Genomic DNA, 18,571 nt, shown 5'->3' on the forward strand with positions numbered 1-18,571 from the left:
CAGAGCCGGCCAACGCCGATGACTGCGGGTTTCGGCCTGTTCATGTGGGCGCGCCGGGTCGGCAGCGTCGAACTCGTGGAGGAGGACGACCCCGTGTTCGGCTGGCGCGAACGCCTTCTCGACGCCTTCGACGGTCTCGCCCGAAACGCGCCGACGGCTCACCAGGGGAAAGATGAGCGCCGATGGACCAGCCCGTAATCCTGACAGATTTTCCGCTGCGGACCACCGACAAGGTTCGGTATGCCGATACGGACCGGCAGGGGCACGTCAACAATGCACTCTTTGCAACTTTCCTCGAGACCGGCCGCGTCGCCGTGCTCTACGATCCCGGCCTGCCGCTGGCCGAGCCCGGCTCGGCCTTCGTGATCGCCCGCCTCGAACTGGACTTCCGCAGCGAGATCACGTGGCCTGGGGAGATCGCGATCGGAACCCGGGTCGAATCGATCGGGCGCAGCTCGATCGAACTGCGGCAGGCGCTGTTCCAGAACGATCGGTGCGCGGCGCTCGCCCGGACCGTGATCGTGCTGATGGATGAAGCGACGCGCCGCTCGCGGCCGTTATCGACCGCGGCGGTCACCCGGCTTTCCGCTTTCGGGCCGGGTCCGGCCGCGGACGTGTGACCGAGCGAACGAGTGACGAGGCCGTCGCCCGCAACTGCTGCGGATCACCGTGGATGCGCTCCATGACCGCCAGGCCGCGCGTCACGGCAACGACGAGGTTCGCCGTTTCGGCCCTCGACAGGCTCAGCTCGCTCTCGAACGGTGCGAGCGCGTCGGCGATCAGGGTTTCGAGGTCCAGGATCAGCCGCTGCACCTGCGCGCGGATGGCCGGCTCGGCCAGGCTGCCGTCGCTGGCGGTCTTGGTCGTCAGGCACCCTCGCGAGGGTGAGCCCGAGGTCATGTTGGCGATCGCCGTGTCAAAAAAGCGGGTCAGGATTTCGCCTGCACCCGTGCCGGCGAGACTGATCCGGACCGCGCCGAGGAACCGGGACGTATAGAGCTCGAACGCCTTGAGGAACAGGGTCTCCTTGGCGCCGTAGGCATTGTAGAGCGATCCGCGCTGCACGGCCGTTGCCTGGGCGAGAGCCGGCATGGACGTCGCCGCAGGCCCTTGCTGCCAGAACAAATCGAGCGCCTTTTCGAGGACCGCCTGCTCATCGAACTGCCGAACGCCGACCATTTTCTATGACCTGCAAAATTCATGATTGACATCTGCGTCAAGTTTGACAACCATGTCGAACATAACACGATCCTCGGCCCCTCGCGAGGCACGGGACAGTCAGCTCGAAAACTTGGCGCAAAGACGACATGTCGGGGTCCGGCCCTGGCCGGATCCGCGCGCCCAACCGGCATCCAGGCTATTTCCTCGCGGACACCAACCTGACCTGCAAGTCCAAGGATCGGCCGGATCGAACCCATCCTCATCAGCAGTGGGAGGTTATCATGTCGAGTGTTCTCCAGCGGGCACAGATCGTTCCGAGCGACATCCTGCCAAACCGCTACGTCAACATCGTACCGCCCGGCCGGCATGGCGGAAAGCTGACCTTCGACACGGTCGTCCGCGAGACCGACGACTTCTCGAAGCCTGCATTGTTCAAGTCGCTGGCTCCGATCGACGATCGCTTCGCCTCGCGCGCCTATTTCGATGCGATCGATCCGTCGCAGTCCCTGCAGTGGCGGGTCAAGACGACCGACCATGCGGTCTCGATGCGCTCCAAGGACGGCAAGTCCGACTACAACTACGTGACCGGTCGCACCGGGACGGGCAAGGAGTTCCTGGACGATATCTTCGAACACAAGCTCGACGTCTATTCGCATCTCGGGACGATCTCGTCGGGCTACAACGACCCTTACGAGTGGGGGAAGTCGGCCTTCCGCAAGATCAGGGCCGACGTGTTCGACAGCGGCTGGCTCGCGATCCCGAACTGGTCCGTGACAGGCCACATGTTCCTCGGCAACAGCACCCAGGAATTCGGTGAGCCGAGCCACGGGGCCGTCGGAAGCGACTGGCACATGTTCCCGACGCTGAACATCTTCGTGATGATCGCCGGGGTGAAGCGCTGGTACACACGGCCTCCCCACCCCGGCGACCAGTATCGCGACTTCGACAAGATGTTCGATACGAGCAGCGGCCGCGAAGCGCCGGCTGGGCAGTTCGACAGCGACATCATGTACATCACGCCCGGCGACGTCCTCATCAACCCACCCTTCGAGTGGCACAAGGTGCTCAACGCGCGCGGCTTCACGCTCGGGGCGGCGTTCCGGGTCATCGATACGAGCTACCTCGACTCGCTGCGCGACCGCTCCAACCTCGATCTCTCGAAGGTCGAAGGCGAGGGCAACGAGGAACTGGCTCACTTCCTGACCAGCATCAGCTACGCGTCGCGGAGCGCTCCGCGGGCGCAGATGATCCTCAACGACATCGAGTACGCCTATCTGCGTCGCCGCGGGCGGACCGACACGATCTCGATCGGCCATCTCTGATGCCGAGCCCCGGCCGATGCCGTGCGGGCATCGGCCGGGGCTCGGATGGTCCTCGTCGATCTTTCGTCAACCAGGAAGGGGAGGCTGCATGAAGTCGGAACGCTTGGCCGGCTTGCTCTACGGCCTCGGCGCGGCGGTGATCTGGGGAGGCTTCCCGGTCGTCACCCGGTTCGGGGTGACCAATTCCGGCCTCGACATGTACGACGTGACCTTCATCCGGTTCGCCGTCGCCTCGCTCCTGACCTTCCCGGTTCTGGTCAAGGGACGATGGCCCGACTGGAGGGTGACGGGCCTGCTCACCCTCGGCATCGGTGCTCCCTACATCCTCGTGGTGTCGGATGGCCTGGCCCGGGCACCGGTGGCCCTGTTCGCGGTTCTGACCCCCACGAGCATGGTGCTGTTCTCCGCCTGCCTGGGGTCGTGGGCCCTCGGCGATCGCCTGGGTCGCTGGCAACTCGGCGGTATCGCGGCGATCTGCATCGGCAGCACGATCGCCGCGACGGCCCTGACCGGGTTTCGCGGCAGTTCGTCCGCACTGGGATTGTTCATCGCGGGAGGGGCTCTCTGGGCGCTCTACACGGTCGTGGCGAAGGGGGCGGGCCTCAATGCCTGGGTTGCGACGGCGGCCGTCTCCGCCACGTCGATGGTCGCCTATGGGCTGCCCTACCTGACGATTCGAGGATTTGCGTTCCTGGATCATCCCTGGCAGGGCCTCGTCGTCCAGGCGCTGTACCAGGGGGCTCTCGTCTCGGTGGTGGCCTTGTTCTGCTACAGCAAGGCCGTCCTGCTGCTGGGGGCGTCGATCGGGGCATGCTTCGCGGCCTTGGTGCCCGCCATGGCCATGGTCGGGGGGCTTCTCCTGCTCGGTGAAGTGCCGTCCCCCGTTTCGGCGCTGGGACTCGGCATGTCGACGCTCGGGATCGGGGCCGTCCTGCTCGCGCCCTCGCGATCGACCGAAGCGTCCCGACCGGCCGCATCCGCCACCTGATCCGCCACTTGGACCGGGCTCCCGCCGACGATCCTCTCCCCCGTCCTCATGGCGGAGGCGCGATCCGGCTCGCAGCTCCGGGCCCGACGAAGGTCATGCCGTTCGATCGTAGGTGCGCGACACCGACGGGCGTCACTGCGCCGGACGACCGCGGAAGACGGTCGGATCCCTGCTGACGGCTCCATCCTCTCATCTTTCTGCCCTTCCGGCGGTCATCGGCATGAGCCCGATCGCGAAAATCGTCGCAGCGTGAAGCTCACCACGGCAGCTCGGTTGGACGGAATTCTCCTGTGCTTGAGGAATGCCGGCAATGAACCTCTGGTCCGCCATGCTCGTGGCCCGGCTTCTCGTGTTTCCTGCGAGCGATGACGCTCCTGGGCTCGAGGGCAACTGCCGGTTCACGCCGACGCGGGGATGCGAATGCTTCCTCTCCTCGGTCGAGACGCCGCTGAGCTTCGGTGAGGCCGCCGGCATCGTCGAGATCTATCATCGTCAATTCCCGGACGACCGGTTCGAGGCGTTGCTGATACGCTTGTTTCGTGCGTGCAGCCTTGATCCGTACGAATCCCCGAAGACGATCACCCCGAAACCGGCGATCACGCAGGACGCTATGGCGCCGCAGCATCGCTCGGAGTATTCGAAGAACAGGGAATTCGTCGAATGAATTACATTCCAATTTTCGGGATGTCAGACGGCCATAGCATGGCATGGCATAATATGGATATTACTGTACAAAAATTGGAATTTATCGATATTACATCTAGTATTTTGCCCAATAGAGTATCAATTAAACGATAAATGCCTGTATTTATGTCGATCATAGGCCTGCATAAGTCTGCGATAGCAGATAATACGGACGCAATCCTCCGCTCCCGCTGGGATCTGCTTTCAGTGGCGGACCAGGTGGCGCATGGTCGTCTTCGCGACCTGCCCCGATGCGAGCCCGGTGCGCCTCTCGCTCACGGCGTCATGCCAGTTCCGCGATCGCCAGTTTGAGCTGATCGATGAAGGCGCGGACCAGCCGCTTCGGAGCACGCGACTTCTGATAGATCACGTAGGCATCGACACTGACGCCGGGTCGCAGCGGCCGGACGTCGATCTTGTATCGGCTGCCATGGATGCTGGTGAACGAGTCGACCAGCGCGACGCCGAGCCCGGCTTCCGCGAGCAGGCAGGCCGTATACGAGTATTGGACCTCGATGGAGCCCTCCGAAGGCGGCTCGTTGAAGAATTCTCTCCGCAGAAGGGAGCCGAAACGGGTATCCGACGCGTAGCAGATGAGCGGATACGACCTGATCACGTCCTCGGATATTTCGTGATTGGCTCCGATGGGGTGCCCGGGCTGGAAGGCACACACCATCTGCCCGGTCCCGATCAGCTCGAATTCCAGGCCGGGCCGCATGTAGGGCTCGAGTGAAACCCCGAGATCGGCACGACCGCTCTCGACACCGTCGATCACCCCATCGGTGCGATGGACGTCGAATGTCACGCTGACATCCGGGCGCGTGCTCTTGAAGCTTCTCAGCGCTGACGGAACGACGGCGTTCGCGATCGGAGGTGTCGCCAGCAGGCGCAAGGAGCCGACGCGAGTATCGCGGACATCGGCAAGTCTTCTGGAGAAAGACAGCATCATCTTGAATATCGGTTCGCTGTCCCGATAGATATCCATCGCCTCCTGCGTCGGAACCAGCCGGTTGCCGCTCCGCTCGAAAAGCGCGAATCCGAGCTGGCTCTCCATGTGCTTGATCGCATTGCTGACCGTCGGCTGGGATAATCCGAGGCTTTGCGCAACCGATACAGTCGTCTGACATTGTATCAGCTCGCGAAAAATTTGGAGCTGTCGCAGGTTGAGCATTTTATCAGCACATGCCTTGAATTTAGCCGACTATAGCTAGGGGCTATAGAAACGCAAGTTTCTTTATAGTGAGGCGGTTGCACGAACTCGGATCGCGGCTCAATCCTCGCGAGAGACAACACGGAGAGTTGCGATGAGAAGCATGCTGGCGGCCGCTGGTTTCGCGATGCTGGCCGCACAGGCTGCGGTGGCCCAGACCCCTCTGAGAACCGCCGTCGACGGCACCTTCGCGCCGCATGCGATGCCGAAGCTGTCGGGCGGGATCGAGGGTTTCAACGTCGATCTGGCGGAGGCCCTGGGCAAGACGCTGGGACGGCCGGTCACGGTCGACACCGCCCAGTTCTCCGGCCTGATCCCGGCGCTCCAGGCCGGCACCTACGACTTTCTCGTCGCCCCCGTGACGGTGAACAAGGAGCGTGCCGAGAACCTCCTGTTTACCGAAGGCTACCTGAACAGCGATTTCCAGTTCGTGATCAAGAAGGGCGCGCCCCCGATCACGAAGCTCGAGGACCTTCGCGGCAAGGTCGTCGCGGTGAACAAGGGGTCGTCGTACGACAGCTGGGCCCGCGAGATGGCCGACAAGATCGGCTGGAAGGTCGAGTCGTACGGGACCCAGACCGATGCCGTCCAGGCCGTGCTGGCGAACCGGGCCTTCGCCAACGTCGCCGGCAGCACCGTCCTGCAATGGGCCGCGAAGAACAACCCGCAGATCCAGCTCTCGCTGCTTCACTCGACCGGTTTCGTCTGGTCGATCGCCCTGCGCAAGGACGAGGTCGCTTTGCGCAAGGATCTCGACCAGGCCCTCGAATGCCTGAAGGCCGACGGCACCATTGCGGCGCTCCACGAGAAGTGGTTCGGCATCAAGCCCGCGGCCGGCTCGGTGGCCGTCACGGTCGACCCGGGCTACGGCGTTCCGGGCATGCCGAACTACGATTCCACGCCCCACGCCGCGGCGTGCCGAGGCTGACATGCAGAGCGTCGAGCCGTTCAGCCCGATCCGCGCTCCGGATGCGGCAGCCGAGTCTTGGCGCGGCGAGCCGCTCCTGCGGATCCGCGACGTGTCGAAGAAGTTCGGGAGCCTCGAGGTTCTCAAGCGCATCAACGTCGACGTCGCTCCGGGCGAGCTCGTCTTCCTGATCGGGCCGTCCGGCTCCGGCAAGAGCACGCTGCTGCGCTGCTGCAACCGCCTCGAGGAGGCGACGAGCGGCTCGATCCGGTTCGACGGGTCGGAGGTGCTGGACCCCGCGCTCGACGTGAACGCCCTGCGGCGGCGCATCGGGATGGTGTTCCAGTCCTTCAATCTCTATCCCCACATGACCGCGCTGTCGAACGTGACGCTCGCGCTGCGCAAGGTGCTGGGGAAGTCGCGGTCGGACTCGAAGGCGATCGCCATGGCGGCACTCGAACGGGTGGGCCTGGCGCACAAGGCCGGCGCCTATCCCGCCGAGCTCTCCGGCGGGCAGCAGCAGCGCGTCGCAATCGCCCGGGGCTTGGCGCTGGAGCCGAAGATGATGCTCTTCGACGAGCCGACCTCCGCGCTCGACCCGGAACTGGTGGGCAGCGTGCTGGCGACGATGCGCAGCATGCGGGAGGCGGGCATGACCATGCTGGTCGTGAGCCACGAGATGTGGTTCGCCCGCGAGGCGGCCGACCGGGTGGTCTTCATGGAGGGCGGGGTCGTCGTCGAGCAGGGTCCGCCGAGCCGGATCTTCGGGCCGGACGCTCAAGCCCGCACGCGCGCCTTCGTCTCGAACGAAGACCGCTGAAGGATCGCCGATGGATCGCTTCATCGATACCTTCTTCAATCCCCAGCAGATCCTGGCGACCTGGCCCGCGATTCTCACCGGCGCGGTGGTCACGCTGGAGATCGCGGCGCTCGTCGTCGTCACGGGGATCACCGCGGGGATCGGTCTCGCGGTCCTTCGCTGGATCGGCGGCCGCTGGATCAAGTGGCCGCTGCTGGTCTTCGTCGATATCGCCCGGGCCGTCCCGCCCCTCGTCCTCGTTCTCCTGGTGTATTTCGGCCTGCCGAGCGTCGGCATCGACATCCCGGGCTTCGCCGTCATCTGGCTCGTGCTGTCCGCCGTGCTGACGGCCTTCGTCGAGGAGATCGTCTGGGCGGGCCTCATCTCCGTCAAGAAGGGGCAGCGCGAGGCCGCGCGATCGACCGGGCTGACCGAAATCCAGGCCCTGCTCCACGTCGTCCTGCCCCAGGCCCTGCGGCTCGCCATTCCGCCGCTGACCAACAGAACCATCTCGATCACCAAGAACACGGCGCTCGGAACCGTCATCGGCGTGCCCGAGATCATCAACCAGGCCACCACCGCCGTCTCGTTCTCCGGCAACGCGACGCCACTCATGATGGGCGCCGTCGCCTATCTCGTCCTCTTCATCCCGATCATCGGCTTCGGCCGCTGGGTCGAGGGGCGGTTCGCCTGGAGGCGTCACTGATGGACATCCTCGCGCAGCAATTCTTCAACCTCGACATCATGGCGAAGGCCCTGCCGCTGATCCTGCAGGGACTGAAGACCACGCTGCTAATCTGCGTGCTGGTGATCCCGCTCGGGATCCTGGGCGGAATCCTGGTGGCGATCGGCAGCATGGCCCGCAGCGTCATCCTGCGCCGGGGGCTGGGGCTCATGGTCGATCTGATGCGCGCGCTGCCGCCCCTCGTCCTGCTGATCCTGATCTATTCCGGCCTGCCGTTCCTCGGGCTCAAGCTGTCGCCCCTGATCGCCGTCTCGATCGCGTTCTTCCTCAACAATGCGGCGTATTACGGCGAGGTCATCCGGGCCGGGATCGAGAGCGTCCCCAACGGGCAGTGGGAGGCGGCGCGATCGACCGGGCTGCGGGCCGATCAGACCTTCACCTGGGTCGTCCTTCCCCAGGCCTTGAGAAACGTCCTGCCGGATCTGATCTCCAACACGGTCGAGGTCGTGAAGCTGACCTCGCTCGCGAGCGTCGTGTCCTTGCAGGAGATGCTCTACTCGGCCGACATGGCGCGATCCCTGACCTTCAACAATTCTCCCCTGGTCCTCGCCGCCCTTCTCTACATCGTCCTGCTGTGGCCCGTCGTGCGACTGGTGAGCCGGCTGGAGAACGCTTCGGCGAAATGACCGTCGCCAGCCGTACGAGCCAAAACGGGTCGGAGGGCTCCGGCCGCAACCTGGAATTCACGATGCCATCCACACGATCATCGATCCCCCGGGCTGCCCCTGCCGATTCGGACCTCGTCGCGGCGGTCCAGGCGCAGCGAGGGCTCGTCGAGGCGTTCTTCAACGCCCTCGCCCTCGCCACCGGCGGCGATCCCGGGATCACCCGCGACACCTACGGTCCGGGCGAGGACTTCGCCCATCGCCTGCTCGCCGAGCATGGCCGGGCCCGCGGCCTCCTCGTGGAGCGGGACCTTGCGGCGAACACCTACGTCACGCTGCCGGGCCGCGACCGGACGGCGCCGCGCCTGGTGATCGGCTCGCATCTCGACAGCGTCCCGCATGGCGGCAACTACGACGGGGCCGCCGGGGTCGTGGCGGGTCTCGTCGCCATCGAGGTGTTGAGCCGGCTCGGCATCACGCCGCGCTGCGACCTCACCGTGATGGGCATCCGGGCGGAGGAGAGCGTCTGGTTCCAGGTCTCCTACATCGGAAGCCGCTCGGCCCTCGGCACGCTGCCGGCGGCGGCGCTCGCGGCGCTGCGCATCGACGGCGACCGGACCCTGGCCGATCACATCGCGGCGGCGGGTGGTAATCCGGAGGCGATCCGGGCCGGCGCACGCCATCTCGATCCCGCCACCATCCGGGCCTTCGTCGAAGTCCATATCGAGCAGGCCGCCACGCTCGTCGAATCCGGTATTCCCGTCGCGATCTGCACCGGCGTGCCGGGCAATGTCCGCTACCCCGAGGCGCGCGTGGTCGGCCGCCACGATCACGTCGGCACGCCGCGCCGCTTCCGACGCGACGCCGCCATGGCCGCCATCGACCTCGCCGCGTCGCTCGACGACCTGTGGGCGCGCGAGGAGGAAGCCGGGATCCCGATGGCGATCACCTTCGGCCGCTTTCACACCGACCCGGCGATGCACGGGCTCACCACCGTGCCCGGCAGCTTCCACTTCAGCCTCGACATGCGCGCCTACGATCCCGACGTGCTCGCGCGGCTCGAGGCGGCCATGCTGGCGCGGATCGGCGAGATCGAGGCGCGTCGGAACGTGCGCTTCGAACTGGGGACGCGGGCGAGCGCGGCGGTCGGACCGGTCGATCCCGCGATCTCCTCCGCCCTCGCGGCCGGTGCCGAGCGCCTGGAAATCCGCACGATGCCGCTCGGCAGCCCGGCCTCGCACGATGCCGCGGCCTTCGCGGCGGCCGGCATCCCGATCGCGATGCTCTTCGTGCGCAACGAGCACGGCAGCCACAATCCGGACGAGGCCATGGAGACCGACGATTTCCTGGCGGCCTGCACGGTCCTCGCGGATTGGGTGTCGCGCGAGATCGGCTGATCGTGCGACTCCTCCATCCGTGAACGCATTCCAATGAAGGACGTGACGATGTCGAGCCGTCGCCGGATCCTGGTGATCAACCCGAATTCCAACGAGGTCGTGACCGAGGGGTTGCGCCAGGCCCTGCTGCCGCTGTCCTTCGCGCAAGGACCGGAGATCGTGTGCGAGAGCCTGCCGGACGGCCCCCCCGGAATCGAGACGCAGGCGCATGTCGACGGCGTCGCCCTGCCGCTGCGCCGCCGGATCGAGGCCGCCACCGGCGTCGATGCCTTTGTGATCGCGTGCTACTCCGATCCCGGATTGCATGTGGCGCGCGAGGGAACGGCGAAGCCCGTCTTCGGCATCGCGGAATGCGGCGTGCTGACCGCCCTGACCCGCGCCGACCGGTTCGGCGTGATCGCGATCAAGTCGGGCTCGATCCCGCGCCATATCCGCTACCTGCGCCAGATGGGTCTGGTCGATCGCCTGGCCGGAGAACGTCCGCTCGAGATGTCGGTCGCCGAGAGCGCGTCCGGCGAAGGAACGCTGGCCCGGATGATCGAGGTCGGCACCGAGTTGAAGGACCGCGATGGCGCCGGCGTCATCGTCATGGGGTGCGCCGGCATGGCCCGCCACCGCCGCCCGCTGGAAGACGCGCTCGGCGTGCCGGTGATCGACCCGACCCAGGCGGCCGTCGCCATGGCCGTCGGGACCGTGTCGGTGTCCTGAGGAAGGGGGAACAACGATGTCCGATTACGACCTTGTCATTCGCGGCGGCACCGTGGGGACCGCGACCGCCTCCTTCCCGGCCGACGTCGCCGTCAAGGACGGCCGGATCGCGGCGGTCGGCCTCGGGTTGCCGGCCGGTGCCCGCGAGATCGACGCCACCGGCAAGTTCGTCCTGCCCGGCGGCATCGACACCCATGCCCATGTCGAGCAGGTCTCCGCCAACGGCCTCTTGAACGCCGACACCTTCGAGAGCGCCACGACCTCGGCCGCCTTCGGCGGCAATACGACGCTGATCGCCTTCGCCGCGCAGCACCGGGGCCTCGACCTGCGCAAGGTCGTCGACGACTACGCGGCGCTCGGCCGGCGCGGTGCCCTGATCGACTACGCCTTCCACCTGATCGTCGCCAATCCCGACCGCAAGACCATCGAGACCGACCTGCCGGCGCTGATCCGCGAGGGGCACGCCTCGATCAAGGTCTTCATGACCTACGACCTCATCAAGGTCGACGACGAGCCGTTGCTCGACCTGCTCCTCACCGCGCGGCAGAACCGCGCCCTGGTCTGCGTCCATGCCGAGAACCACGGGATGATCGCCTGGATGGGGAAACGGCTGGTCGAGAAGGGGTACACGGCGCCGAAATACCATGCGATCAGCCATCCCCGCGGATCGGAGGCCGAGGCCATCAACCGGCTCATCACCGCGGCCGAGCTGCTCGATCAGCCGATCATGGTCTTCCACGTCTCGACGGCGGAAGGCGCCGCCGTCATCCGCCAGGCCCGCGGGCGCGGGCTGAAGGTCTTCGCCGAGACCTGCCCGCAATACCTGTTCATGACGAAGGACGATCTCGACCGGCCCGGCATCGAGGGGGCGAAGTGGATGTGCTCGCCGCCGACGCGCGAGGCGGCCGACCAGGATGCGCTCTGGCAGGCGCTGGCGCTCGGCGACCTCCAGACCGTCACCTCCGATCATGCCCCCTACCGCCTCGACGAGACCGGAAAGCTCGCGGCCGGGCCGAACCCGACCTTCAAGCAGATCGCGAACGGCATGCCCGGGCTCGAGACGCGGCTGCCGCTGCTCTTCGACGCGCTCGTGTCCCGCGGCCGGCCCGAATTCGAGGGGAGGGGGCTCGAGAGCTTCGTCCAGCTGACCGCCACCGCGCCGGCCTCCATCTACAACCTGCCGGGAAAGGGCGCCCTGCTCCCGGGCTACGATGCGGACATCGCCATCTGGGATCCGGAGCGGACCGTCACGATCAGCGACGACCTGATGCACGACCGCACGGGATTCACCCCCTTTTCCGGCACGGTCGTCCGCGGCTGGCCGGAGCGGGTCCTGCGGCGCGGCGAGGAGATCGTCGCCGACGGCGCCTGCAAGGCCGCCCCCGGATCCGGCCGGTGGCTCGGCCGCCGGGGCGGCTGGGCGGCCGAGCCGACCGGCCGGCTCGTCGCCGACATGGACCCCCGCCGAAACTTCGGGGCCGAGCTGCTGTGACAGACCCCACAGCGTGAAGGGCCGTCCGGGGAAAGAACGAGATGCCGGTTTCCCCTTCTCCCCGCCCGCTTGGCGGAGTCACGCATCTCCTTCGAGTACTAACTCTCTGAAAAGGTGTGCGCTTTCCCCTCCCCCCGGCGATCCCGGGCTTGCCCGGTATCGCTGCAAGTTGTGGGGAGGGGTTATGGGGATCGAAGATCCCGCGTGGGGGTGGTGCCGCGGAGAGCGCGAGCTTTGTCCGGCACCACCCTCAACCCCCAGCCCCTCCCCGCAAGGGGGAGGGGAGGCGCGCTGCCTTTAAACGGAGAATGCTCTCGAACCGAGATGTGTGAATGCGATAGCCCCGCCCGCGGGGAGAGGAGGGACCCGCGCCATTGATTTTCCCCGGACAGCCATGCGCAGGGGGGAGGGGGGAAGCCTGTGCGATGTCTTCCCCTGGACTGTCCTGTATAGCGTGAGGCCTGAAACGATCTTTCGGCGGCCGATTCCGGTCTTGCGGTAAAAAGTACAACACGCATATCATCTTTGCGTGGTAATAATTGCGCGATCGATGCAGATCTGTCGAGCGTATTGCCCATAATTATTCAATGAATTCTCTCGCACATTTTGCATCATAACATGGTCCAAGGAGACAATACCGTGAGTGACGTGATCGCGCGGCTCGCTGCCATCGTCGGCGAGCACAATGTCATACTCGGGGAGGAGCAGGCACCGTTCCTCACCGACTGGCTCGGCAAGTACCGGGGGAGCGCGCTTGCCGTCGTGCGGCCGGGATCGGTCGACGAGGTGTCCGCCGTCATGGCGCTTTGCGCCGAACGGGACGTTCCGGTCGTTCCCCAAGGAGGCAATACCAGCCTGTCGGGCGGCGCGACCCCGGACCGGACGGGGGAGGCCGTGGTGCTGTCCCTGGCCCGGATGAACCGGGTAAGGGCGGTCGACCCGGTCGGGAACACCATCACGGTCGATGCCGGGATCGTCCTGGCGAACGTCCATGGCGCCGCGAGCGCGGCCGACCGCTTCTTTCCCTTGAGCCTCGGCGCCGAGGGAAGCTGCACGATCGGCGGAAACCTGGCGGCCAATGCCGGCGGCGTCGCCGTCCTGCGCTACGGGACGATGCGAGAATTGACGCTCGGGCTGGAGGTCGTCCTGTCCGACGGGCGGGTGTGGGACGGATTGACCGCCCTGCGCAAGGACAACACCGGCTACGCGCTGCGCGACCTGTTCATCGGCTCGGAAGGCACCCTCGGCGTCATCACCGGCGCGGTGCTGAAGCTGTTTCCGGCGCCGCGCGCCCGCGCGACCGCCTTCGTGGCGGTGCAGGACGTCGATGCGGCGCTCGCCCTTCTCTCCATCGTGAGAGCCAGGGGCGGCGACCGCCTCACGGCATTCGAGTTCATGACCGGCGACACGCTCGCGTTGATCCTCAAGCACGTGCCGGGCGCGCGCCTGCCGCTCGACACTCTGCCGCCCGCCGCCGTCCTGATGGAATTGTCCGACACCGACGACGAGGCGGCCCTGATCGGGCGCCTGGAGGAGGTCCTGGCGAGCACGATCGAGTCGGGCCTCGTGCTGGACGGCGCGCTGGCGCAGGACGGCACGCAATCCAAGGCCTTCTGGCGGATCCGCGAAGGCGTGTCCGAGGCCCTCGTCCGGGAGGGGGTGGCGGCGAAACACGACGTCTCGGTGCCGACGGCGGCCCTGGGCACGTTCGTGGCGCTGGCCGATGCCGGGGTGAAGGCCGCGCTGCCCGGCGTGCGACCGATCGTGTTCGGGCATCTCGGCGACGGCAACCTCCACTACAACCTGCTGCCCCCCCTGGCCCTCGACAAGGGACGGTGGATCGCCGAGATGCCGGCCCTCACCCGGCTGGTCCACGACGAGACGCGCCGCCAGCGCGGTTCGATCAGCGCGGAACACGGCATCGGTCAGCTTCGCGTCTCCGAGATGGAACGCTGCAAGTCCCCGATCGAACTCGACCTCATGGCGTCGATCAAGGCCCTGCTCGACCCGCGCGGACGATTGAATCCCGGCAAGCTGCTGCCGGGGACCCGCACGACCACCGATCTTGCAAGAGGAGCAAACTGATGTCGCGTCTGACCGAAGCCGCCAAGGGCGTCTATGTCATCGCGGTGACCCCGTTCGCGGAGAACGGCGCGCTCGACCTGCCCAGCACCGACCGGATGGTCGATTTCTACCTCGACAAGGGGGCCTCTGGGCTGACCATCCTCGGGATGATGGGCGAGGCGCCGAAGCTGACGGCGGAGGAATCGCGCACCTTCGTCCGCAGGGTGCTGGCTCGCGTCGACGGCCGCGTGCCGGTCGTCGTCGGCGTCTCCGCCCCGGGTTTCGCCGCGATGGGGGAACTGAGCGCGAGCGTCATGGGCGACGGCGCATCCGGCGTGATGGTGGCGCCCCCCTCGACGGTACGGACGGACGATCAGATCGTCTCCTATTACGGCATGGTCGCCGAGACCCTCGGACCCGACACGCCGTTCGTCCTACAGGACTTCCCTCTCTCGACCACGGTGCAGATCTCGCCCGGCGTCATCCTGAAGATCGTCGAGACTCACCCCACCTGCGTGATGCTCAAGCACGAGGATTGGCCGGGGCTGGCGAAGATCACGGCCCTGCGCAACGCGAGCGCCGCCGGATCCCGCCGCATCGCGATCCTCGCCGGGAATGGCGGCCTCTTCCTCACGGAAGAGCTTGGGCGCGGCGCCGACGGTGCGATGACCGGCTTCGGTTATCCTGAGATGATGATCGAGGTCTGCAAGGCTTTCGCGGCGGGCGATGCGGACAAAGCCCGCGACATCTTCGATGCGTATCTGCCCCTCGCCCGGTACGAGCAGCAACCGGGCCACGGCCTGGCGATCAGGAAGCACATCCTGGCCAGGCGCGGCGCCATCGCGTCGGCGGCGGCCCGGAAGCCGGCCTCTGGGCTGTCGCAGGCCGACATCGCCGAGATCGACGTGCTGATTGCGCGTCAGGAGCGCCGATTGAGCGAGCTCGATCGGGGTTTGTAGGCCTCGACTGAAGTCTCGGAGCCTGTTCAACCGATTGCGGTAATCTGTTCCACTCACAACCTCATCCTGAGGTGTCAGTCGATTCAAGATCGACCGATCTCGAAGGAGGGCTCCAGAGATCACGACGACATCTGGAGCCCTCCTTCGAGGCTCCCTTCGGTCGCACCTCAGGATGAGGTCGTGGATTGGAAGAAAATTCGTCGTGATGCCGGCCTCGCAAATCGAACAGGCTCTCATACGCTTTCCGGTTGATTAGGCCAGCTTGGGCTTTGGCTTTGCGGTTTTGGGTAGCCAGTGGAAGCTTGTGCGTGAGCTGATGAGGTCGGGCTGCTCGCTTAAGGTCGCGCACCGCTGCTCGACCACGCGTTCCAACTCATCCAGGTTGGCGATGTACCGGTTGACCACCGGCTCATCGACCAGCGGCCACAACGTCTCGGCCGGCTGCAGTTCGGGCGTATAGGGCGGCAGGTAGACGAGCCGCACACCCTCGGGCACGCTTAGATTGGGCTGCGTGTGCCAGCCGGCATTGTCGAGCATCACCACCGCCCGGCAGCGCGTGCCGGCTCCGACCTCGCGCGCGAAGTCGGCCAAGAGTCGCTCGAAGAACGGCTTGGACAGGCCGTTGGAGAGGTACCACACCGTCTCGCCCATGGCCGGCGCCACGAAGGCGGTGACGTGCAGCCACTTGAAGCGATGCTGGCCCAGCGCCACCGGCCGCTCTCCCGCCGGCGCCCAGACCCGTCGCGTGACCGGCTTCAGGCCGAGGCGGTGCTCGTCCATCGCGTAGACGACGACCGGCAGGCGCGGCTCACGGGCCTCCTCCTCGTCGACGGCCTGCGCCAACTTTTTTTAAAAGCCTGCGCAGCCTCGGGCGTGGCCGCGCGCGGGTTGCGCGGGCGCGGCCGTTGCAGCGACCAGCCCAGCGCCTTGAGCGCCTCCCAGCCGCGCTGCACCGCCACCTGCTCGCGCCCCAGGTCCTGGGCCAGGACGTCCGCCACCGTGCGGCTCGTCCACACGCCCCCGTCCGGCGGCGGCTCGGCCAGGCGCTGACGCAATCGCTCGAGGACATCTGGCGTCAGGAGGCTGGCCGCGGCCCCGTTGTGGCGGCGCCGATCACCCAGCGCCTCGACCCCCTCAGCGTTGTAGCGCTCGCACAAACGGCGCACCCAGCGTTCGCTGAAGGCGGTCGCCGCGGCGGCTTCTGCGAAACTGTGGCCCTTGGCCAGAAGCCAGATCGCCTGGGTCTGGCGGGCGGTGCGCGCGTCACGGCAGGCCGTGAAGCGCTCCGCCAACTCCGACACGCTCAGGTGGGCTACCGGGCCAGCCATCGCCGCCTCCTTCGACAAACAGCATGCCCGACCAATGCGCCAGCACACCCGTCAGTTCACAGCTAAGCTGATCGAATCATACGGAAATCGTATCAAACGTCTGATACGGCTTCCGGAAGATTCCTTCCGGACGCCGTATCATCAGCCCGCGCGGCGCCTGAGCGAAGCCGGTTTCCGCATCGCGAAGCGATCAATCGGAAACCGTATGAGAGTCTGTTTGATTGGTCCGTGCAGATTTCAAGCCTACCGTGTCCATTTCGGGGCCGCGCATCAGCGCCCGGAATGAGGATGGGGATGTGTCAATAAATGCGGTAATAATCGGGCGCGAATCTCGAATTATGAGTAAGAATTCGCTGTCATGTCCGTGCTTGGTTTAACGGGTGGATACTAGGAGCTAATCGAACTTGTTGAGAGAAAATTATAAATAATTGTTATATTGTATGACTATTATCCGTAATAACGATATTCTCCAGCCAAGTGCAAACGGTCTCTGCCGATCCGGTCGGCACATAGGAATTGGGGTGGATCACGCCGTATCGGGCTCCGTCCGGGGCGAACCCATAGGGCGCCACAAGCTTGCCGAGATCCACGTCATGGCTCACGATCACTACGATGGCGAGCGCGACGCCGAGGCCTCCGAGAGCGGCTTCCGTCATCAGAAGATGGTGGTCGAGGATCTACATGCTCCGGGGCGCGCGGGACATCCGGATGCGCATCGTGCCAGGCGGACCAGGCCTTCGGACGGGTGCGCGATCCCGGCGCCACGTAGTCCACGAGCGCAAAGCGGCCCTGCAGGCTCGGAGCCATGACGGGGCCGACCCGTTCGGGCATGAGTTCGCGCACGGTCCAGGCCGGGTCGAGCGTGAAATCGAGGCGTCGTATCGCCGGCGTCACGCCCTCGCCCGAAATCCAGGCTCCCGCCTCCGGTGGACAGATGGATGTCGATCTCCGGATCACGGCACCGCCTTCGACTATGCCGAACGGCTGATCGCCAGCCGCACCGGCGGGCCGCGCGGGGGCCTGCGATCGGCAGACGCCACCGTTTCCCTTTGATCAGGCCGCACTCTCACCCGGCGATCATCGTCGATGCCGTCGAGGCGTATTCCAGTGGAGAGCCGCACCTCATGACCTCGTTCGACTTCATCTTCATGCTGACCCGGAACGACCGCACGGTGACGGATGCCGCCGTGCACGTCGCGACGGCTCTCGCCGCCGGGATCCGGCACATCGGCTTCAAGGATATCGGCCTGCCCTTCGAGGCCCTGGACGACCTCGCCCGCCGGATCCGGGGCGGCGGCGCGGCGACCTACCTGGAGGTCGTCTCCCTCGACCGGGACAGCGAGATCCGCTCGGTGAAGGCTGCGGTCGAGCTCGGTGTCGACTACCTGCTCGGCGGCACCCGCGTCGACGATGTCCTGCCGCTCCTGGCCGGGACCGGCATCCGCTACTACCCGTTCCCGGGACGGATCGTCGGCCATCCGAGCCGGCTCGAAGGGACGGAAGGCGAGATCGTCGCGAGTGCCGTCGCGCTCGCATCGCGCGAGGGCGTCGCCGGTCTCGACCTCCTGGCCTACCGATCGTCGCTCGACGTCCCGGCGCTCATCGCCGCGGTCTGCCGGGCGGTGCCGAAGCCGGTCGTCGTGGCGGGTTCGGTCGACAGCCCGGAACAGGTGAGGCTGATCCGGCAGGCCGGTGCCGCCGCCTTCACGATCGGGACCTCCGCCCTCGACGGTCGATTCCCGGCCGCAGGCCCGACACTCGATCTGCAGCTTCAAGCGATCGAAACGGCGGCCGCATGAGGAGTCTGTCCGATGCGGCGGTGGCGCGGGCGATCCGCGAGCGCGCCCGCATCCGGGGACGATCCGCCCGAGGCGGCGCGGGCGTCGGGGCCGGGCGCAGCGATGACCCGTCCGATCCGTCGTCGGACGCAAAGCGCCATGGATCACGGCCGGCAACCTCCGAGGAGGACCCTGCGCGGTGACTGCGAGGGAGGGACCGGAACGGGCTGCGTCCCTTTCCATGGATGCCGCGCTTCGGCGACCCTGTTCGGCTTCCTTGCCGGCCGTTCTCGCAACATCCTGCCGTCTCGGCCGATGGAAACGGCATATTCGCAGGGCAATGATCGCGCAGTGTTCCCAATATAAAAACGGCAATTTGCGCCCGGGGCGGGAATCGTGATTGTGGTACAGCTCTTAGTGATGC

At 66.3% G+C, this 18,571-nt stretch carries 19 protein-coding genes; 15 read left to right on the forward strand and 4 right to left on the reverse strand.

Going from position 1 to position 18,571, the window contains the following annotated elements:
• Positions 1–18 precede the first annotated feature (18 nt).
• Both HBB12_RS32405 and HBB12_RS32410 read left to right on the forward strand, forming a co-directional pair.
• Entirely contained in the window at positions 19–198 is a 180-nt protein-coding gene (locus HBB12_RS32405) for a glutathione S-transferase family protein (RefSeq protein ID WP_236993188.1), read from the forward strand.
• The gene (locus tag HBB12_RS32410) at positions 183–620 is read left to right on the forward strand and encodes an acyl-CoA thioesterase (protein WP_236993189.1); all 438 of its coding nucleotides are present in this window, start codon (positions 183–185) and stop codon (positions 618–620) included. The genes HBB12_RS32405 and HBB12_RS32410 overlap by 16 nt, the downstream gene beginning before the upstream one ends.
• Here the strand turns inward: HBB12_RS32410 and HBB12_RS32415 are convergent.
• A complete protein-coding gene (locus HBB12_RS32415) occupies positions 574–1,179 on the reverse strand; it encodes a TetR/AcrR family transcriptional regulator (protein WP_236993190.1) in 606 nt (201 codons plus the stop codon). The two genes, HBB12_RS32410 and HBB12_RS32415, sit on opposite strands and share 47 nt — an antisense overlap.
• Before the next feature lie 263 nt (positions 1,180–1,442).
• Here HBB12_RS32415 and HBB12_RS32420 point away from each other — a divergent pair, with 263 nt between their 5' ends.
• From HBB12_RS32420 to HBB12_RS32430, 3 genes are all read left to right on the forward strand, one after another.
• Complete coding sequence (locus HBB12_RS32420; protein ID WP_236993191.1) at positions 1,443–2,483, forward strand: hypothetical protein; 1,041 nt, start codon at positions 1,443–1,445, stop codon at positions 2,481–2,483.
• An 88-nt stretch (positions 2,484–2,571) separates the two neighbouring features.
• Complete coding sequence (locus HBB12_RS32425; protein ID WP_236993192.1) at positions 2,572–3,471, forward strand: DMT family transporter; 900 nt, start codon at positions 2,572–2,574, stop codon at positions 3,469–3,471.
• A 310-nt stretch (positions 3,472–3,781) separates the two neighbouring features.
• Positions 3,782–4,135 carry a hypothetical protein gene (locus tag HBB12_RS32430; protein WP_236993193.1) on the forward strand — a complete coding sequence of 118 codons (354 nt, stop codon included), beginning with the start codon at positions 3,782–3,784 and terminating at the stop codon, positions 4,133–4,135.
• A gap of 303 nt (positions 4,136–4,438) precedes the next feature.
• On the opposite strand, the gene HBB12_RS32435 is transcribed toward HBB12_RS32430, so the two are convergent.
• Positions 4,439–5,326, reverse strand: coding sequence for a LysR family transcriptional regulator (locus HBB12_RS32435; protein WP_236993194.1), 888 nt, complete (start codon positions 5,324–5,326; stop codon positions 4,439–4,441).
• A 133-nt stretch (positions 5,327–5,459) separates the two neighbouring features.
• Here HBB12_RS32435 and HBB12_RS32440 point away from each other — a divergent pair, with 133 nt between their 5' ends.
• The 9 genes from HBB12_RS32440 (at position 5,460) to HBB12_RS32480 (ending at position 15,041) form a co-directional block, all read left to right on the forward strand.
• Positions 5,460–6,293 carry a transporter substrate-binding domain-containing protein gene (locus HBB12_RS32440; RefSeq protein ID WP_236993195.1) on the forward strand — a complete coding sequence of 278 codons (834 nt, stop codon included), beginning with the start codon at positions 5,460–5,462 and terminating at the stop codon, positions 6,291–6,293.
• A gap of 1 nt (position 6,294) precedes the next feature.
• A complete protein-coding gene (locus HBB12_RS32445; protein ID WP_236993196.1) occupies positions 6,295–7,092 on the forward strand; it encodes an amino acid ABC transporter ATP-binding protein in 798 nt (265 codons plus the stop codon).
• A 10-nt stretch (positions 7,093–7,102) separates the two neighbouring features.
• Positions 7,103–7,777 carry an amino acid ABC transporter permease gene (locus tag HBB12_RS32450; RefSeq protein WP_236993197.1) on the forward strand — a complete coding sequence of 225 codons (675 nt, stop codon included), beginning with the start codon at positions 7,103–7,105 and terminating at the stop codon, positions 7,775–7,777.
• On the forward strand, positions 7,777–8,442 hold the full coding sequence (locus tag HBB12_RS32455; protein WP_236993198.1) for an amino acid ABC transporter permease: 666 nt from the start codon (positions 7,777–7,779) through the stop codon (positions 8,440–8,442). The genes HBB12_RS32450 and HBB12_RS32455 overlap by 1 nt, the downstream gene beginning before the upstream one ends.
• 62 nt (positions 8,443–8,504) lie before the next feature.
• The gene (locus HBB12_RS32460; RefSeq protein WP_236993199.1) at positions 8,505–9,818 is read left to right on the forward strand and encodes a hydantoinase/carbamoylase family amidase; all 1,314 of its coding nucleotides are present in this window, start codon (positions 8,505–8,507) and stop codon (positions 9,816–9,818) included.
• A 48-nt stretch (positions 9,819–9,866) separates the two neighbouring features.
• Entirely contained in the window at positions 9,867–10,526 is a 660-nt protein-coding gene (locus HBB12_RS32465; protein ID WP_236993200.1) for an aspartate/glutamate racemase family protein, read from the forward strand.
• A gap of 16 nt (positions 10,527–10,542) precedes the next feature.
• Positions 10,543–12,018: a dihydropyrimidinase gene (hydA, locus tag HBB12_RS32470; protein ID WP_236993201.1), complete on the forward strand. Its 1,476-nt coding sequence runs from the start codon at positions 10,543–10,545 to the stop codon at positions 12,016–12,018.
• A 639-nt stretch (positions 12,019–12,657) separates the two neighbouring features.
• Positions 12,658–14,103, forward strand: coding sequence for an FAD-binding oxidoreductase (locus HBB12_RS32475; RefSeq protein WP_236993202.1), 1,446 nt, complete (start codon positions 12,658–12,660; stop codon positions 14,101–14,103).
• Complete coding sequence (locus HBB12_RS32480; RefSeq protein WP_236993203.1) at positions 14,103–15,041, forward strand: dihydrodipicolinate synthase family protein; 939 nt, start codon at positions 14,103–14,105, stop codon at positions 15,039–15,041. Before HBB12_RS32475 ends, HBB12_RS32480 begins: the two co-directional genes overlap by 1 nt.
• 252 nt (positions 15,042–15,293) lie before the next feature.
• On the opposite strand, the gene HBB12_RS32485 is transcribed toward HBB12_RS32480, so the two are convergent.
• Positions 15,294–15,821 (reverse strand): IS630 family transposase, encoded by a 528-nt coding sequence (locus HBB12_RS32485; protein WP_236993204.1) that lies wholly within the window; start codon positions 15,819–15,821, stop codon positions 15,294–15,296.
• On the reverse strand, positions 15,797–16,369 hold the full coding sequence (locus HBB12_RS32490; protein ID WP_236990882.1) for a helix-turn-helix domain-containing protein: 573 nt from the start codon (positions 16,367–16,369) through the stop codon (positions 15,797–15,799). Before HBB12_RS32490 ends, HBB12_RS32485 begins: the two co-directional genes overlap by 25 nt.
• Before the next feature lie 1,124 nt (positions 16,370–17,493).
• Between HBB12_RS32490 and HBB12_RS32495 the strand changes: the two genes are divergently transcribed.
• Positions 17,494–18,168 (forward strand): beta/alpha barrel domain-containing protein, encoded by a 675-nt coding sequence (locus HBB12_RS32495; RefSeq protein ID WP_236993205.1) that lies wholly within the window; start codon positions 17,494–17,496, stop codon positions 18,166–18,168.
• Positions 18,169–18,571 lie beyond the last annotated feature (403 nt).

It is taken from the genome of Methylobacterium sp. SyP6R (assembly GCF_019216885.1).
Taxonomy (GTDB): domain Bacteria; phylum Pseudomonadota; class Alphaproteobacteria; order Rhizobiales; family Beijerinckiaceae; genus Methylobacterium.

Coding starts and splice junctions, on each gene's coding strand:
- HBB12_RS32405 (WP_236993188.1), top strand. CDS start 19: ATGACTGCGGGTTTCGGCCTGTTCATGTGGGCGCGCCGGGTCGGCAGC.
- HBB12_RS32410 (WP_236993189.1), top strand. CDS start 183: ATGGACCAGCCCGTAATCCTGACAGATTTTCCGCTGCGGACCACCGAC.
- HBB12_RS32415 (WP_236993190.1), bottom strand. CDS start 1,179: ATGGTCGGCGTTCGGCAGTTCGATGAGCAGGCGGTCCTCGAAAAGGCG.
- HBB12_RS32420 (WP_236993191.1), top strand. CDS start 1,443: ATGTCGAGTGTTCTCCAGCGGGCACAGATCGTTCCGAGCGACATCCTG.
- HBB12_RS32425 (WP_236993192.1), top strand. CDS start 2,572: ATGAAGTCGGAACGCTTGGCCGGCTTGCTCTACGGCCTCGGCGCGGCG.
- HBB12_RS32430 (WP_236993193.1), top strand. CDS start 3,782: ATGAACCTCTGGTCCGCCATGCTCGTGGCCCGGCTTCTCGTGTTTCCT.
- HBB12_RS32435 (WP_236993194.1), bottom strand. CDS start 5,326: ATGCTCAACCTGCGACAGCTCCAAATTTTTCGCGAGCTGATACAATGT.
- HBB12_RS32440 (WP_236993195.1), top strand. CDS start 5,460: ATGAGAAGCATGCTGGCGGCCGCTGGTTTCGCGATGCTGGCCGCACAG.
- HBB12_RS32445 (WP_236993196.1), top strand. CDS start 6,295: ATGCAGAGCGTCGAGCCGTTCAGCCCGATCCGCGCTCCGGATGCGGCA.
- HBB12_RS32450 (WP_236993197.1), top strand. CDS start 7,103: ATGGATCGCTTCATCGATACCTTCTTCAATCCCCAGCAGATCCTGGCG.
- HBB12_RS32455 (WP_236993198.1), top strand. CDS start 7,777: ATGGACATCCTCGCGCAGCAATTCTTCAACCTCGACATCATGGCGAAG.
- HBB12_RS32460 (WP_236993199.1), top strand. CDS start 8,505: ATGCCATCCACACGATCATCGATCCCCCGGGCTGCCCCTGCCGATTCG.
- HBB12_RS32465 (WP_236993200.1), top strand. CDS start 9,867: ATGTCGAGCCGTCGCCGGATCCTGGTGATCAACCCGAATTCCAACGAG.
- hydA (WP_236993201.1), top strand. CDS start 10,543: ATGTCCGATTACGACCTTGTCATTCGCGGCGGCACCGTGGGGACCGCG.
- HBB12_RS32480 (WP_236993203.1), top strand. CDS start 14,103: ATGTCGCGTCTGACCGAAGCCGCCAAGGGCGTCTATGTCATCGCGGTG.
- HBB12_RS32485 (WP_236993204.1), bottom strand. CDS start 15,821: ATGGACGAGCACCGCCTCGGCCTGAAGCCGGTCACGCGACGGGTCTGG.
- HBB12_RS32490 (WP_236990882.1), bottom strand. CDS start 16,369: ATGGCTGGCCCGGTAGCCCACCTGAGCGTGTCGGAGTTGGCGGAGCGC.
- HBB12_RS32495 (WP_236993205.1), top strand. CDS start 17,494: ATGACCTCGTTCGACTTCATCTTCATGCTGACCCGGAACGACCGCACG.